This is a genomic window from Streptomyces sp. NBC_00212, from assembly GCF_045206365.1.
In the GTDB taxonomy this organism is placed as follows: Bacteria; Actinomycetota; Actinomycetes; order Streptomycetales; family Streptomycetaceae; genus Streptomyces.
In genome coordinates this window covers 7,258,696-7,273,177 of record NZ_CP108115.1, presented here as the reverse complement: position 1 = coordinate 7,273,177, position 14,482 = coordinate 7,258,696, and the positions used below count along the sequence as shown (strand labels likewise).

13 protein-coding genes and 1 riboswitch are annotated in these 14,482 nt (G+C 71.0%); of the genes, 7 read left to right on the top strand and 6 right to left on the bottom strand.

All coding sequences use genetic code 11. The annotated features are described in order from the left end of the window. The first annotated feature begins 244 nt into the window (after positions 1-244). A complete protein-coding gene (locus tag OHA17_RS33165) occupies positions 245-436 on the top strand; it encodes a hypothetical protein (protein ID WP_398882196.1) in 192 nt (63 codons plus the stop codon). Positions 437-580: 144 nt separating this feature from the next. Next, the gene (locus OHA17_RS33160; protein WP_406509540.1) at positions 581-1,009 is read left to right on the top strand and encodes an SRPBCC family protein; all 429 of its coding nucleotides are present in this window, start codon (positions 581-583) and stop codon (positions 1,007-1,009) included. A gap of 157 nt (positions 1,010-1,166) precedes the next feature. Here the strand turns inward: OHA17_RS33160 and OHA17_RS33155 are convergent, their stop codons facing one another. Then, positions 1,167-1,451, bottom strand: a complete 285-nt coding sequence (locus tag OHA17_RS33155) for a hypothetical protein (protein ID WP_406509539.1) — start codon at positions 1,449-1,451, stop codon at positions 1,167-1,169. A 192-nt stretch (positions 1,452-1,643) separates the two neighbouring features. Beyond that, positions 1,644-2,258, bottom strand: coding sequence for a PadR family transcriptional regulator (locus OHA17_RS33150; protein WP_398882178.1), 615 nt, complete (start codon positions 2,256-2,258; stop codon positions 1,644-1,646). Between the two features lie 160 nt (positions 2,259-2,418). On the opposite strand from OHA17_RS33150, the gene OHA17_RS33145 reads away from it, so the two are divergent. Beyond that, on the top strand, positions 2,419-3,234 hold the full coding sequence (locus tag OHA17_RS33145) for a PhzF family phenazine biosynthesis protein (RefSeq protein WP_406509538.1): 816 nt from the start codon (positions 2,419-2,421) through the stop codon (positions 3,232-3,234). A 129-nt stretch (positions 3,235-3,363) separates the two neighbouring features. Here OHA17_RS33145 and OHA17_RS33140 read toward each other — a convergent pair whose 3' ends face one another. Further along, complete coding sequence (locus OHA17_RS33140; RefSeq protein ID WP_406509537.1) at positions 3,364-4,146, bottom strand: CPBP family intramembrane glutamic endopeptidase; 783 nt, start codon at positions 4,144-4,146, stop codon at positions 3,364-3,366. Positions 4,147-4,329: 183 nt separating this feature from the next. Here OHA17_RS33140 and OHA17_RS33135 point away from each other — a divergent pair, with 183 nt between their 5' ends. Continuing rightward, positions 4,330-6,114 carry an extracellular solute-binding protein gene (locus OHA17_RS33135; protein ID WP_406509536.1) on the top strand — a complete coding sequence of 595 codons (1,785 nt, stop codon included), beginning with the start codon at positions 4,330-4,332 and terminating at the stop codon, positions 6,112-6,114. Here the strand turns inward: OHA17_RS33135 and OHA17_RS33130 are convergent. Then, positions 6,111-7,631: a glutamate--cysteine ligase gene (locus OHA17_RS33130; protein WP_406509535.1), complete on the bottom strand. Its 1,521-nt coding sequence runs from the start codon at positions 7,629-7,631 to the stop codon at positions 6,111-6,113. The two genes, OHA17_RS33135 and OHA17_RS33130, sit on opposite strands and share 4 nt — an antisense overlap. Before the next feature lie 487 nt (positions 7,632-8,118). Here OHA17_RS33130 and OHA17_RS33125 point away from each other — a divergent pair, with 487 nt between their 5' ends. Together OHA17_RS33125 and OHA17_RS33120 are read left to right on the top strand one after the other, a co-directional pair. After that, the gene (locus OHA17_RS33125) at positions 8,119-8,706 is read left to right on the top strand and encodes a hypothetical protein (protein ID WP_053729706.1); all 588 of its coding nucleotides are present in this window, start codon (positions 8,119-8,121) and stop codon (positions 8,704-8,706) included. A 333-nt stretch (positions 8,707-9,039) separates the two neighbouring features. Further along, positions 9,040-9,246, top strand: a complete 207-nt coding sequence (locus OHA17_RS33120; protein ID WP_053729707.1) for a DUF5999 family protein — start codon at positions 9,040-9,042, stop codon at positions 9,244-9,246. A 118-nt stretch (positions 9,247-9,364) separates the two neighbouring features. Here OHA17_RS33120 and gcvP read toward each other — a convergent pair whose 3' ends face one another. Beyond that, a complete protein-coding gene (gene gcvP, locus OHA17_RS33115) occupies positions 9,365-12,250 on the bottom strand; it encodes an aminomethyl-transferring glycine dehydrogenase (RefSeq protein ID WP_406509534.1) in 2,886 nt (961 codons plus the stop codon). Positions 12,251-12,444: 194 nt separating this feature from the next. Continuing rightward, a riboswitch (glycine riboswitch) is annotated at positions 12,445-12,551 on the bottom strand. A 135-nt stretch (positions 12,552-12,686) separates the two neighbouring features. Between gcvP and OHA17_RS33110 the strand changes: the two genes are divergently transcribed. Next, positions 12,687-13,064, top strand: a complete 378-nt coding sequence (locus OHA17_RS33110) for a PRC-barrel domain-containing protein (protein ID WP_053729709.1) — start codon at positions 12,687-12,689, stop codon at positions 13,062-13,064. On the opposite strand, the gene OHA17_RS33105 is transcribed toward OHA17_RS33110, so the two are convergent. Further along, positions 12,980-14,473, bottom strand: a complete 1,494-nt coding sequence (locus OHA17_RS33105; RefSeq protein ID WP_406509533.1) for a DNA polymerase IV — start codon at positions 14,471-14,473, stop codon at positions 12,980-12,982. The genes OHA17_RS33110 and OHA17_RS33105 overlap by 85 nt on opposite strands. Between the last annotated feature and the right edge of the window lie 9 nt (positions 14,474-14,482).

Sequence of the window (14,482 nt, the reverse complement as noted above, 5' to 3'; positions counted from 1 at the left end):
CTCAACCTCATCAGCCGATGACTCGAAGAACATCCCCGTGGGGGAGCATTCGCCCTCCCGCAAAAGTTGGGCACGGATGACCGGGTTCTCCTCCTTACGGATGAGATCTCGGAAATCTCCCCCTTGAGGGCAACCCAACGGCGCGTGTCGCCTTGCCCCGCTCCCCCGGCGCAACCGCGACGCCGCCCGGACTCGTCCTTCCCGCATGACACAGCCGTCCCCACCGCCCGCCGAGGGAGCGCCGATGTGCTGGATGGTCGCCCTCCTGGCCCAGGACGGACTGCAGTACGTGTACCGGGTGTACGCGCCGCGCGAGGCGCTGCCGGGCGATCTGTTCTGGGCCGCGTTCCACTGCCACGACGAGTCCGCGCGCCCGCGCGCCTCGGACCTGTTCGACTCCGCGCGGATCTGGGCGCTGGAGACCCAGAAGATCTGAGCGGCGGACACGAGGCAGCCCGGGGCGGACCCCGCGGACCCCGCGGACCCCGAGAATCTGACGGTTCATCAGTATTGAATGTTCGTCCGGCTCCCGCTACGTTCCGCGCACGTCCCCGTCACAGTCCCACGAAGGAGTGGTCGCATGGCCGAGGTCAGCGCGGAGGCACGCATCGAGGCTCCGGCCGAGAAGGTCTGGGCACAGCTCACCGACTTCGCCTCGTACGGCGAGTGGAACGCCACGCACACCAGCTTCCCCGCGGGCGGCCCCGAGAAGCTGGAGCTGGGCGCGACCTACGCGGAGAACATGAAGCTCATGGGCTTCCCCGCCGAAGTGGCATGGACGGTGGACGAGTTCGAGGCCGGCCGGGTGTTCGGCATCCGCGGCAAGGGGCCGATGGGCGTGAACGTCGCCAACCGGTACACGGTCATCGCGGACGGCGCGGCCACCAGGGTCCGCATCGACGGCGAGTTCACGGGCGCCGCGGTCTCGCTCATGGCGGGCAAGCTCAAGGACTCGGCGACGGCCGCCCTGAACGAGTCGCTGCGCAAGCTCGGGGGCCTGTGCGTCTGAGCCCGCGAATGCCTCGCGGCCGAATCGTCGGGACCAACCCTCCGACCAAGCAAAACGCTCGGCTGGGAAAGCCCAGCCGAGCGCCTGCTCAAGCTAATTGCGATCCGATCAGACATCTAGTGCCGCAACGGCGCCTCGGATCAATTCGTCACCGGCGTCACTGGGTCCGACCCAGCGAACACCCCTGATCTCCCGGGGTGTTGGGACGGTCGGCCGAGGTCACGGCGACGTAGGCCATCTCCCGGCCCAATTCCGCCGCCTCCTCCTTCGTCAGATACAGCGGACCCTCGACGCAGCGACCGGAGGAGTCCCAGACGCCCCCGACCCGGGCGACTCTGCTGTATTCGGGTCCGGGGTCGGCCTGCGCGGAGGCGGCGGACATCGCCAGCAGGGCGGCTGCGGCAAGGGCGCCGAGGGCAGGAACAGAGTGTCGAATGTTCATGCCTGCCTTAACGGCCGGACAGAGGAAGCGTCACCCATGGCTGCCGAGGGCGGGGGTCCAAGGCAATGCTGTCAGCTGGATGGCCCAGCCGACAGCATTGCCTGAACTGCTCGCGGCCTCATCGACCGACCACGGATTGCGACGACCCCTCGAATTCACCGAGGGGTCGTCGGGCTTTGCTCCGCGCGAGGTTCAGTCCTCGTCGGCAAGGATCAGATAGAGCTTCTTGCGGGCGTCGTTGATGACTCCGAGTGCCTTCTGCCGCTGGTCGGCGGAGCCGGTCTTCCAGACCTGGCCGAACGCCTCCATCAGACCGAAGCCGGCCTGCCGGATCTCGTGCATGGCCTCCCAGTCGACTCCGCGCCCGGCGTCCTCCCAAGGAGCCTCGGCTCCCGATTCGGCCTCCGTGCGCCCGGCGTCGGTGAGCGTGAACAGCTTCTTGCCGCCCTCGCTCTCGCTGGTGATCAGGCCCTCGTCCTCCAGGAGCTGGAGGGTGGGGTAGACCGAGCCCGGGCTGGGCTTCCAGGCCCCGCCGCTGCGCTCGCCGATCTCCTGGATCATCTCGTAGCCGTGCATCGGCCGGTCCTTCAGGAGGGCCAGGATCGACGCGCGGACATCGCCGCGCCGCGCCCTGCCCCGCGGACCGCCCCGGCCGCCACGGCCGCCGGGACCGAACGGTCCGCCCCACGGTCCCCCGCCGAAGCCGGGACCGAAGGGCCCGAAGGCGGCACGCCGCCCCTCGGAGTCGCCCCGACCGCGATGGCCGGGTCCTTGCTGTCCGTGCTGCCCATATCCATGTGAACGCATGGTTCGCTTCCTTCCATCGTTGATCTGTCGCGATGCGTCAACGATATATCGGTGACAGTCGCCTGGCAACCCTCTTCCGAACTGGCGCCGCCCCGGAAGCGGTCCAGCCACCGCGAATTGGCCTTGGCCTGCGGGTTTTCCCGTCCCGTACGGTGCCGCCATGCGCATTCGAATCGTCGACGCCTTCACCGACCGCCCCTTCGCCGGCAATCCCGCCGGCGTCCTGCTGCTCGACGCCTTCCCGGCCGACGAATGGCTCCAGGACGTGGCCCGCGAGGTCAATCACGCCGAGACCGCCTTCGCGCACCCGCTGCCGCCCGGCGGGGACGCGGACTGGGCACTGCGCTGGTTCACCCCGGCCACCGAGGTCGACATGTGCGGCCACGCCACGCTGGCCACCGCGCACGTCCTGCGCTCCACGGGGGCGGCGACCGGAACGGTGCGGTTCGCCGCCCGCTGCGGCATCCTCAAGGCGACCGCCTCCCCGGACGGCACGATCACCCTGGACTTCCCGACCTCCGCCCTAGAGGAGGAGGCCGTCCCGGACGGCCTCGCCGAGGCCCTCGGCGCCCCGATCGTCTCGGTGCACGACACCTCGGCCCACGTCGGCGACCTGCTGGTGGAGCTGCCCGGCGAGGCGGCCGTACGCGCCCTCGCGCCCGACTTCCGTGCGCTGGGGCGGCACTCCAAGCGCGGCGTCATCGCGACGGCCGCCGCTTCGGATCCCGGCGCCGGGTACGACTACATCTCGCGCTGCTTCTTCCCCAACGTCGGCATCGACGAGGACCCGGTGACGGGCAGCGCCCACACCGCGCTCGCACCGTTCTGGTCGGCGCGCCTCGGCCGGGCCGAGCTGACCGGCCTCCAGGCCTCGGCCCGCTCCGGGCTCGTCCGCACGGAGGTGCGCGGCGAGCGCACCCTGCTCACCGGCCGAGCGGTGACCGTCATTGACGGCGAGCTGCTGACCGCGCCCTAGGCGCACGCCTCAAGACGCGCTCCAGGGACCCGCCTCAACGACGTGCCCCAGGGGCACGCCCCAAACGACGTAAGGGGCGTACGCAATAGACGTACGCCCCTTACCGTTCCGAGCCGCTCCGGCTCCGGCTCACATCGTCGGCAGCCAGCTCACCTTCCCCGCGAGCAGCGCGTACCCGACGAAGGCCCCGATGTCGAGCAGCGAATGCGCCACCACGAGCGGCCCGACGCGCTGCCAGCGCCGGTAGAGCAGGACGAAGACCACGCCCATCACCATGTTGCCGATGAAGCCGCCGATGCCCTGGTAGAGGTGGTAGGAGCCGCGCAGCACGGAACTCGCGACCAGGGCGGCCATCGGCGTCCACCCCAACTGGCCGAGCCTGCGCAGCAGATACCCGACGACGATCACTTCTTCGAGCACGGAGTTCTGCAGCGCCGAGAGAATGAGCACCGGGTACTTCCACCACACGCCGGGCAGCGACTCGGGGACGACGGTCAGATTGCCGCCCGCCGCCCGCGCCACCAGATAGAACGCGAGTCCCGCGCTGCCGATCCCGGCGGCGATCAGCACGCCCCGGCCGAGGTCCGACCAGGGTCGCGTCCGGTCGAAGCCGATCACCCGCAGGCCACCGGTCCGCTCGCGAAGCAGCAGGTGCGCGACGAGCGCGACCGGCACGAGCGCCGTCGCGATGCCGAAGAGCTGCCAGGCGAGATCGAGCCACGGCCGCCCGGGAGCGTACGAGGTGTTGAGATTGGCCGCCTGGTGCTTGAGACCGCCCGGCTTGGTGAGCGAGCCGATGAAGCTGATCAGCGCCGACACGCCGCTCGCGCCCAGCGAGAGCGCGAGTACGAGCACGGTCTCGGACCGCAAGATCCGCGGTGAAGTCCCCTCTTCGGGAAGAGAATCAGCCACGCGCTCGGCCTCCACCTGCACACCTGCCTCCAGTTGACGAATCGCGTTCCATCCCCACCGCCGCCCCGCTAGGGTCTCGAAAGAACTTACGAAGATCGCGCGCGACAGGCCGGGGGACGGGCGCCATTGCGACGGTGCGGTCTCCCTTTTTCCTTGTGGGATTCAAGGAGGGGCACCACCGCCATGGGACGTCACAGCTTGCCCGACGACGCCGCGACCGGCAGCACCGGGGAGGGCAGGGCCTCCGCGCGGCGGCGCACGGTCGCCCTCGCCACCGCTCTCGTCCTGGCCGTGGCCGGGGGCACCGCCATCGCCGTACAGCGCGGGCTGCTCACCTTCAGCCACTCCTGCGCGGCCTCCGCCGTGCGGCTGGATCTGGTCGCCTCGCCCGATGCGGCGCCCGCGGTGAAGGCCGTCGCGGACCGGGCCCGCACGGAGAAGATCACCTCGGACGGCTCCTGCATGGACGTCCGGGTGACCGCCCGGGACTCCTACAAGGTCGCGGCTTCCTTCACTTCGGGTGCCAAACCCGACTTCTCGGTGTGGATTCCCGACTCCTCGCTGTGGGTGGACCGGGCGAAGGACACCAGCGGCTCGGCCACCGTCGTCACCGCGGGCCAGGTCGCCGCATCCCCCATCGCCCTCGCCGCGGTGCCTGCCACCGCCAAAACGCTCGACTGGCCTCAAAAGACGTACACCTGGGCCGAGTTGACCGAAGCCGCAGCCCAGGACGGCAAGGGGCGCCTCGGCTCGGCCGATCCGGCGCACAGCGCCGCCGGGCTGCTCGCGCTGAGCTGCATCGGCAAATCGGCGGCGAGCCGGGGACCGGAGGGCAGCACCCGGACCGCGGCCCTCGCCAAACTCCTCTCGCAGCGGGTCTCCGACAGCGACGGACAGGTGGCGAACACCCTCGCCCGCGACAACTCGGCGGCCGAGACCGGCGATCCGCGCCGCAACCAGGCGGTGGTCCTGTCCGAGCAGGCGGCCTTCGCGTACAACGCCGCGCGCGGCGCGGGTCAGGGGGTGCGGCTCTTCTACCCCAAGGACGGCGCGGCGCAGCTCGACTATCCGTACACGATGGTCCGCGAGGCGGGCATGAGCACCAATGAGAGCCGGGCGGCGATGCGCTTCCTGACGCTGCTCGGCGACCCCGAGTCCGTCCGGGTGCTCGCCGGGCAGGGCTTTCGCACGCCGGGCCGGCCCGCCGTCGGCCCGGTCGCCTCGGCCGCCGGGGGCAGTTCGCCGCAGCCGTACGCGAGCGCCACCGCCGACCCGCCGTCGGCCCAGGAGCTGCAGGACGCGCTCGGCATGTGGACGATCACCGTGCAGAGCGCACGCCTGACGACAGTGGTGGACGCGTCGGGGTCGATGGCGGCCACCGTGCCGGGCTCCGGCGGGCGCTCGCGCATGGAGGTCACCAAGGCCTCGCTGCTCCAGGCTCTTTCGCAGTTCACGCCCGAGGACGAGATCGGGCTGTGGGACTTCTCCACCCACCTCGACGGCTCACGCGACTACCGCCGCCTGGTGCCGACCGCCCGGCTCGGCGACCCGGCGGCCGGCGGCCGCACCCAGCGCGACCGGCTGTCGGCCGCGTTCGCCGCACTCCAGCCGGTGCCGGGCGGCGCGACCGGGCTCTTCGACACGACGCTGGCCGCGTACAAGGAGGCGACTTCCACGTACGCGCGCGGCAAGTTCAACGCGGTGGTGCTGCTCACCGACGGCGCCAACGAGGACCCCGGCAGTATCTCGCGGGCCGACCTCGTCGCCCAGTTGCAGAAGCTCACCGATCCCTCGAAGCCGGTGCCGCTGATCGCCATCGCGGTCGGCCCGGACGCCGACAAGGACGAGGTGCGGCAGATCGCGAAGGCGACCGGCGGCGCCGGGTACCAGGTGAACGACCCGGCCGACATCCAGGCCGTGATCCTCCAGGCGATCATGGCCCTGGGCCAGGCCCAGCACCACGGCTAGCCCTGACGGTCCCACTGGCCGGGAAAGCCTGTCGGCCAGGTGTGCACGGGCTCGCCCCCGAGCATCAGCTCCCGATAGCGCCGGGTGGTGGCCGCGAGGGCCGCTTCCCGGCCGAGCCCGGCCGCCCGCGCCCGGTGGTAGGTCTCGACCTGCCAGGACGCCCCGTTCACCCGGCGCCGGCACCGCTCCTCGATGATGCCGAGGTAGTGGTCCCGGTCGGCCGGCTCGACCCCCCACGCGTCGAGCCCGGCCGCCGCCAGCGGCAGCAGCTCATCGCGTACGAGCTTGACCGCGGGCACCCGGGCGAGGCCGCCGCCGCGCCGGGGCACCGGCCAGAGCAGCTCGGCGTCGATGCCGTACCGGCACGCGGTGTCGAAGTTGGCGGCCGCCGACTCGAAGGGCAGCCGCGTCCACACCGGCCGGGCCTCCTCCGCGAGCGCCCGCACCAGGCCGTAGTAGAAGGCCGCGTTGGCCAGGACGTCGGTGACGGTGGGCCCGGCCGGGAGCACCCGGTTCTCCACCCTGAGGTGTGGCACGCCGTCGGCGATCCCGTACACCGGCCGGTTCCAGCGGTAGATCGTGCCGTTGTGCAGCACCAGCTCCTTCAGGCGCGGCACCCCGCCTTCCGCGATGACGCGCAGCGGCTCCTCCTCGTCGCAGATGGGCAGCAGCGGCGGGAAGAAGCGCAGGTTCTCCTCGAAGAGTTCGTAGGCGGATGTCACCCAGCGCTCGCCGAACCAGGTGCGCGGACGCACCCCTTGGGCGCGCAGCTCGGCCGGTCTGGTGTCGGTGGCCTGCTCGAACACCGGCGGCCGCGACTCGCGCCACAGCTCCCGCCCGAACAGGAAGGGCGCGTTGGCGCCCACCACGATCTGCACGGCCGTGGCCACCTGCGCCGCGTTCCACACCGCGGCGAACCGCGCGGGCGTCACCTGGAGATGCAGCTGCACGGAGGTGCAGGCCGCTTCGGGGGTGATCGACGCGGAGGTGCAGACGAGCCGTTCCACCCCCTGGATGTCGAGCGTGAAATCCTCCCCGCGGGCCGCCACTATTTGATCGTTGAGCAGGGCGTAGCGGTCGACGTCGGAAAGATTCCCGGGTACGAGATCGTCCTGGGTCAGGGTCGGCAGAATTCCGATCATGATGATGCCCGCGTCGACCTCGGAGGCTTTGCGATCGGCATACCCGAGCCCGGTCCTCAACTCCTCGGCGAGCTGATCGAATACCCGGCCGCCGAGTCGGTGCGGGGCTATGTTCACTTCCAGGTTGAACATTCCGAGTTCGGTCTGGAAATCCCTGCTCGCGATGCGTTCGAGCACCTCGGCATTCATCATGCGCGGCATACCGTCGCGACCCGCGAGATTCAGTTCGATCTCAAGGCCCATCATGTTCCTTGGGCGGTCGAACCGCTTCTGGGCCAGGAGCCTCCCGAGCCCCTCCAGGCACTGCTGTAGCTTGTCCCGGTAGCGGTGCCGATCGGACAGGTCGAATCCGCCTGCCACGACCTTCTCCCCCATCGAAGGGTCCCTCCTCGAATGGGCAGCCAGCGACACCGGCCGCTCGCGTCACGGTCGATAATGCCCAGCCTCACTGATCCATAACGCCTCCGCGGGCAGCGCCGGAAGAGTAGCCTCAGAGGCTACGGCCTCCGGCACATTCAGCGGGCATACCGCAACGGGCAGTTACCGCAGTCGTGGCAATGGTGAAAAACACCGACGAGATTCGGCCGACCCCCGGCGGGGCACCTTTCCAGGTGGGGGCGTCGCACAGGACATTTCCTCGGGTAAATCGCCCGCACAGAAGGACCTGATACCGACTTGCGGGCAATATCGACGACAGCTAGCCGAAACACTGCGTGAACACGTGTCGTATAAACTCCGCAAACGAGGCAGAGAGTTGGCGCCCCGGCCATCGATCGTCGGCCCCCTCTGACCCCGCACCGCAGACAGCGCCGTCCGCACCGCCCACGCATCACCGTGTCTCCGAAGTGAGAGGCGACCCACCATGCCGCTGCATGTCCCCCCGGCCCCCGCGCCCGCCCTGCGCAGCGTCCTCGCGGCACTCGGTTCCCCCACCGCCGTCCGCGAGGCCCGCACCCCGGCCCTCCGCTCCGCCCCAGGTCCACTCACCCCCGAACTCCCACTCCCGCTCCACGTCCTGGACGGAATCACCCCGGGCGGCCGGACCCCGCGCACCCGCCTGGCCGGCTGGCGCTTCCTCATCAGCGACACCGACCATCCGGTCGCCGCCGCGGACACCCGGCTCACGCCGGACGGCTGGGCCTTCTCGCACTTCTTCGAGGGCCCCTACATCGCCTCGACCGCACGCGCCCTGCGCCAGGCGGAACTGCTCACCACGCACTACCAGCCCCGGCTGCTCTCGGTCCCCGAGCTGTACATGCTCACGCTGTGGCTGCACGGCGCCACCACCGCCGACGGGGCCTCGGGCACGCCCGCACCGAACGATCTGCTGGTGCCGCTGGCGCCCGCCCCGCCCGGCATCTGCGCCCACCGCCCGCTGCGGGTCAGCGAACTGCTGCCGGTCCTCACCCTGCGCCTGGCCCCCGCACCGCTGCTCGGCCAGCCCGTCTGACCTCGCCTTCGGCGACGCGCGAAAAAGTGCCCCGCGACCGGTGTGGCCGCGGGGCACCGGTGTGTCTATGCTGCGTACGCGCCGCCTCCGCCATACGGGCTAGCCCTGCCGGGCCACTGCGAACCACCCGAAAAGACAAGCCAGTTGAGGTGAACCGTCCGTGCGGGTGATACGTCATTAAGCAGTAGGAAGCGCTGCCGCGAAATCCCTGCGGATTGACGCCCGTGGGGCAACACTGGGATCGGACCGACCGACTTACTACGGGGGGCGGCCATGAACAACAACGTATCAAGCCGCAGCACACTCACCACGACGCAGCGAAAGAACGCATCCATGTGCCAGCACCAGCCAGCCTGCCCCACTGCCTTCTCCGCCGACCGGGAAGCCGCGAAGCCCGTGGCACACCACCCGGAGCAGGGCTGGAGCCTGCTGTGCAACGGTGTCCTGCTCTTCGAGGACACCGGTGAGCTGCTGCCGGACGGGCAGATCATCGCCCCGCACCGGTCGCTCACGGCCGAGCAGGTGGCGACGGCCGCCTAGCGCGGCCTCGCACGGACAGCTCTCGTACGGACGCATCCCCAGCGGACTCGTCCCGTACGGAAACACAAGGGCCGGCCCGGGGAACACCCCCCGAACCGGCCCTTACGCATGTATGGGATCAGTGGTCGTACTCGTCCAGCGGCGGGCAGGAGCAGACCAGGTTGCGGTCGCCGAAGGCGCCGTCGATGCGGCGGACCGGCGGCCAGTACTTGTCGGCGGCCGACACGCCGGCCGGGAAGACGGCGTCCTCGCGGCTGTAGGCGTGGTTCCACTCGCCGCCGAGCGCGGCCGCGGTGTGCGGGGCGTTGGCGAGCGGGTTGTCGTCGGCGGGCCAGGCGCCGGAGGCGACCTTCTCGATCTCGCCGCGGATCGCGATCATCGTGTCGCAGAACCGGTCGATCTCGGCCAGGTCCTCGGACTCGGTGGGCTCGATCATCAGCGTGCCGGCCACCGGGAACGACATGGTCGGCGCGTGGAAGCCGTAGTCGATCAGGCGCTTGGCGATGTCGTCGACGCTGACGCCGGTCGCCTTGGACAGCGGCCGCAGGTCCACGATGCACTCGTGCGCGACGAGCCCGTTGGGGCCCGTGTAGAGCACCGGGTAGTGCGGCTCCAGGCGCTTGGCGATGTAGTTCGCGGCGAGCACGGCGACCTGGGTCGCGCGCTTGAGTCCCTCGCCGCCCATGAGACGCACGTACGCCCACGAGATCGGCAGGATGCCGGCCGAGCCCCACGGGGCGGCCGAGATCGGGCCCACGCCCGTCTCCGGACCGGCGGTCGGCTGGAGCGGGTGGTTGGGCAGGTACGGCGCGAGGTGCGCGCGCACACCGACCGGGCCGACGCCGGGGCCGCCGCCGCCGTGCGGGATGCAGAACGTCTTGTGCAGGTTGAGGTGCGAGACGTCGCCGCCGAACTTGCCCGGCTTGGCAAGCCCGACCAGGGCGTTGAGGTTGGCGCCGTCGACGTACACCTGGCCGCCGGCCTCGTGGACCAGGCCGCAGATCTCGGCGACGTGCTCCTCGAACACGCCGTGCGTGGACGGGTAGGTGATCATCAGCACCGAGAGCTCGTCGCGGTACTGCTCGATCTTGGCGCGCAGGTCGGCGGCGTCGACCTCGCCGTCGTCGGCGGTCTTGACGACGACGACCTTCATGCCGGCCATCACGGCGCTCGCGGCGTTGGTGCCGTGCGCGGAGGACGGGATGAGGCAGATGGTGCGCTGGGTGTCGCCGTTGGCGCGGTGGTAGGCGCGGACGGCGAGGAGGCCCGCGAGCTCGCCCTGCGAACCGGCGTTGGGCTGGATGGACACCGCGTCGTACCCGGTGACCTCGGCGAGCCGCTCCTCCAGCTCACGGATGAGCGTGAGGTAGCCGGCGGCCTGCTCGACCGGCGCGAAGGGGTGCATCTGGCCGAACTCGGGCCAGGTCACCGGCTCCATCTCGGTGGTCGCGTTCAGCTTCATGGTGCAGGAGCCGAGCGGGATCATGCCGCGGTCGAGCGCGTAGTCGCGGTCGGCGAGCTTGCGCAGGTAGCGCAGCATCGCGGTCTCGGAGCGGTGCTGGTGGAAGACCGGGTGGGTCAGGAATTCGTCGCCGCGCAGCAGGGCGGCGGGCAGGGTGTCGGCGGCCGCGGCATCCAGCGCCTCCACATCGGCGTCGGCCCCGAACGCGGCCCAGACGGCGGCCAGTTGGGCCCGGGTGGTGGTCTCGTCACAGGCGATGGTGACGGTGTCCGCGTCGACCAGGTGCAGGTTGACCCCGCCCTCGCGGGCGGCGGCGACGGCGTCGGCGGCCTTGCCCGGGACCCGCACGGTGAGGGTGTCGAAGTAGGCGCCGTGGGCGACGTCGACACCGGCGGCCTTCAGGCCCTCGGCGAGCACGACGGCGTAGCGGTGGGTGCGCTGGGCGATCTGCTTCAGGCCGTCCGGGCCGTGGTAGACGGCGTACATCCCGGCCATGACGGCGAGCAGCACCTGGGCGGTGCAGATGTTGCTGGTGGCCTTCTCGCGGCGGATGTGCTGCTCGCGGGTCTGCAGGGCCAGGCGGTACGCCTTGTTGCCGTCCGCGTCGACGGAGACGCCGACGAGGCGGCCGGGCAGGGAGCGGGCGAACTTCTCTTGGACGGCCATGAACCCGGCGTGCGGGCCGCCGAAGCCCATCGGGACGCCGAAGCGCTGGGTCGTACCGACGGCGATGTCCGCGCCGAGCGAGCCGGGCGAGGCGAGCAGGGTGAGGGCGAGCAGGTCGGCGGCGACGGTGACGATCGCGCCGAGCTCGTGGGCCGCGTCGATGACCGGCTTGAGGTCACGGACCCGGCCGGAGGCACCCGGGTACTGGAGCAGCACGCCGAAGACACCGCGCTCGGCGATCTCGGCCGGGATGCCCTCGCTCAGGTCGGCGACGACGACCTCGACACCGGTCGGCTCGGCGCGCGTCTGGATCACGGCGACGGTCTGCGGCAGGGTGTCGGCGTCGACGAGGAAGACCCCGCCCTTGACCTTGCCCACACGCCGCGAAAGGGCGAGCGCCTCGGCCGCGGCGGTGCCCTCGTCGAGCAGCGAGGCGCCCGAGGTCGGCAGGCCGGTCAGCTCGGCGACCATGGTCTGGAAGTTGAGCAGCGCCTCCAGGCGGCCCTGCGAGATCTCCGGCTGGTAGGGCGTGTAGGCCGTGTACCAGGCCGGGTTCTCCATGACGTTGCGCAGGATCACCGGCGGCGTGAAGGTGCCGTAGTAGCCGAGGCCGATCATCGGGGCGAGCACCTGGTTGCGGTCCGCGAGCCGGCGCAGCTCGGCGAGCACCTCGGCCTCGGTCCGCGCTTCGGGCAGCCCCAGCGCTCCGGCGCTCTTGATGACGTCGGGAACGGCGGCGGCGGTCAGCTCGTCGAGCGAGCCGTAGCCGACCTGCGCGAGCATCTTCGCCTGAGCCTCGGCATCGGGGCCGATGTGGCGCTGCTCGAAGGGGATGCCACGCTCCAGCTGGCTGAGCGAAATGCGGTTGGCGGTCATTACGGAGGCCTCCTGGTCGCACGACCTGCGAGGGGCACCACGACGCGGGTACCCGGACGGCCTCCCCCTCTGTCATCTCAACCTGAGAGCTTCACCGGGGCGCATGGGCGCGACCCGGTTTTCACCGTCGGTGAGGAAAGGTTCCGCCCGGGCCGAAGTGCCCGTGCATCCCCCGTCCTGCTTTCCAGAGTGACCTCGTCCGTGCGGTCCGTGGGCCTGAGAGATTCCGGGGAGGAGTTGCTCCTTCGGCGCCCGCCGAGAACTCAGTGAGCACTTCGGAGGACTCTCCCGCACGGGGTCAGCAGCCATCGCCAGCCTACCAGCGAGGTCCGAGACCGAATCTTTGTTCAAGCGCTCAAGTGGCCAACACCCACGATGTGCACTTTCGTAGTGTTTGTGGAGCAGTTGTGAACGGTTGCGACCAGTTGGAGGGACCGTGCAGACCGATGTCGATCCGCGCAGCCTGATCGGCCGCAAGGCGTACGACCGCAGTGGACGCAAGATCGGAACAGTGGACGAGGTCTACCTCGACGACGCGACCGGCGCGCCGGAGTGGGCGGCGGTGCGCACCGGCCTGTTCAGCAGAGACGCCTTCGTCCCGCTCGAACCCAGCACCCTGGTCGACGAGGCGCTGCACGTCCCCTACGAGCGCGCCCTCATCAAGGACGCCCCCGACTTCGGCGTGGGCCGCCATCTCTCCCCGGAACAGGAGCTCCAGCTCTACCACCACTACGGTCTGGACATCGCGGCCCCCGACCCCGGCCCGCCGCCCTCCGACCGTGACTTCGGCCGCCTTGCCAACGGCGACTCCTGACCCACCGGGGCCTCGCCCTCGGCCGCTGTCTCCGGCTTCTCCACCAGGGGCAGCGGCTCCGACGGCGCCAGACCCGGGTCGTCCACCCTGAAGGTCCTCACCCGGCCCGGCACCAGCGACGTCGGTGTCTCGAACCGCACGGTGACCCGCCCGACGCCGCTGCCCTGCACCCATCCCGGCCCGTACTCGGCGTGCGTCACGTCGTGCCCGGCCAGCCACCGGCGCTGAGCCGCATCCTCCACGGGCTCGGCCTGCGCGGCGGCTGCCGGCGTCTCCTCGCCCTCGGGCTGCTCCTCGGCCCGCCCTTCCTCGGCCCGCTCCTCCGCGGCCAGCTCCTCCGCGGCCTGCGCGAACAGGTCCTCCTGCGTGAAGTCGGCGAGCCCGCTGACGCCCACGCCGAGCAGCCGCACGCCGCCCGTGGTGTCCACGGAGTCGAGCAGGCGCCCGGCGGCCTCCCGCACCACCCCCGGGTCGTCCGTGGGCCCGCGCAGCGTCTCGGACCGCGTCAGCGTCGAGAAGTCGTAGCGGCGGACCTTGAGCACGATGGTGCGGCCCGAGTGCCCGGACGCCCGCAGCCGCTGCACACACCGGTCCGCGAGCCGCCCGACCTCGGCCATGATCCGCACCCGGTCGTGCAGGTCCACGTCGAAGGTGTCCTCCACCGACACCGACTTGGTGTCCCGCTCGGCCACCACGGGCCGGTCGTCGTGCCCGGCCGCCATCCGGTACAGCGACGCCCCGTGCGACTTTCCCAGGAGCCGTACGAGCTCGTCCTCGCCCGCCTCCGCGAGGTCGGCCACCGTGGTCATCCCGGCCCGCCGCAGATGCTCCCCGGTGGCCGGGCCCACACCCGGCAGGGTGCGCACCGGCATCGGGGCGAGGAGCCCCCGCTCCGTGCCGGGTTCTATGAGCACGAGCCCGTCCGGCTTCGCCTGCTCGGAGGCGATCTTGGCCAGCATCTTGGATCCGGCGAGCCCGACCGACCCGCTCAGCCCCGTGACCGCCCTGATGTCCCTGCGCAGCCGCTCACCGGCCTCCCGCGCGGCGGCCGACCCGAAGGCCACCCCGCCGGCCTCCAGGTCCACGAAGGCCTCGTCCAGGCTCAGCGGCTCGACCAGCGGCGACAGTCGGCCGAGGAGCTCCATCACCTGCTCGCTGACCGTGCGGTACAGCTGGAAGCGCGGCACCAGATAGGCCGCGTTCGGACAGAGCCGCCGGGCCTGCGCCATCGGCATCGCCGAGCGCACCCCGAAGCGCCTGGCCTCGTACGACGCCGTCGAGACCACCCCTCGCGGGCCGAGGCCGCCCACGATCACCGGTTTTCCGCGCAGGCTGGGCTTCGACGCCTGCTCTGCGGCGGCGAAGAAGGCATCCATGTCCAGATGCAGGATGGTCGGCGCGGCTCTCACATCACTGAT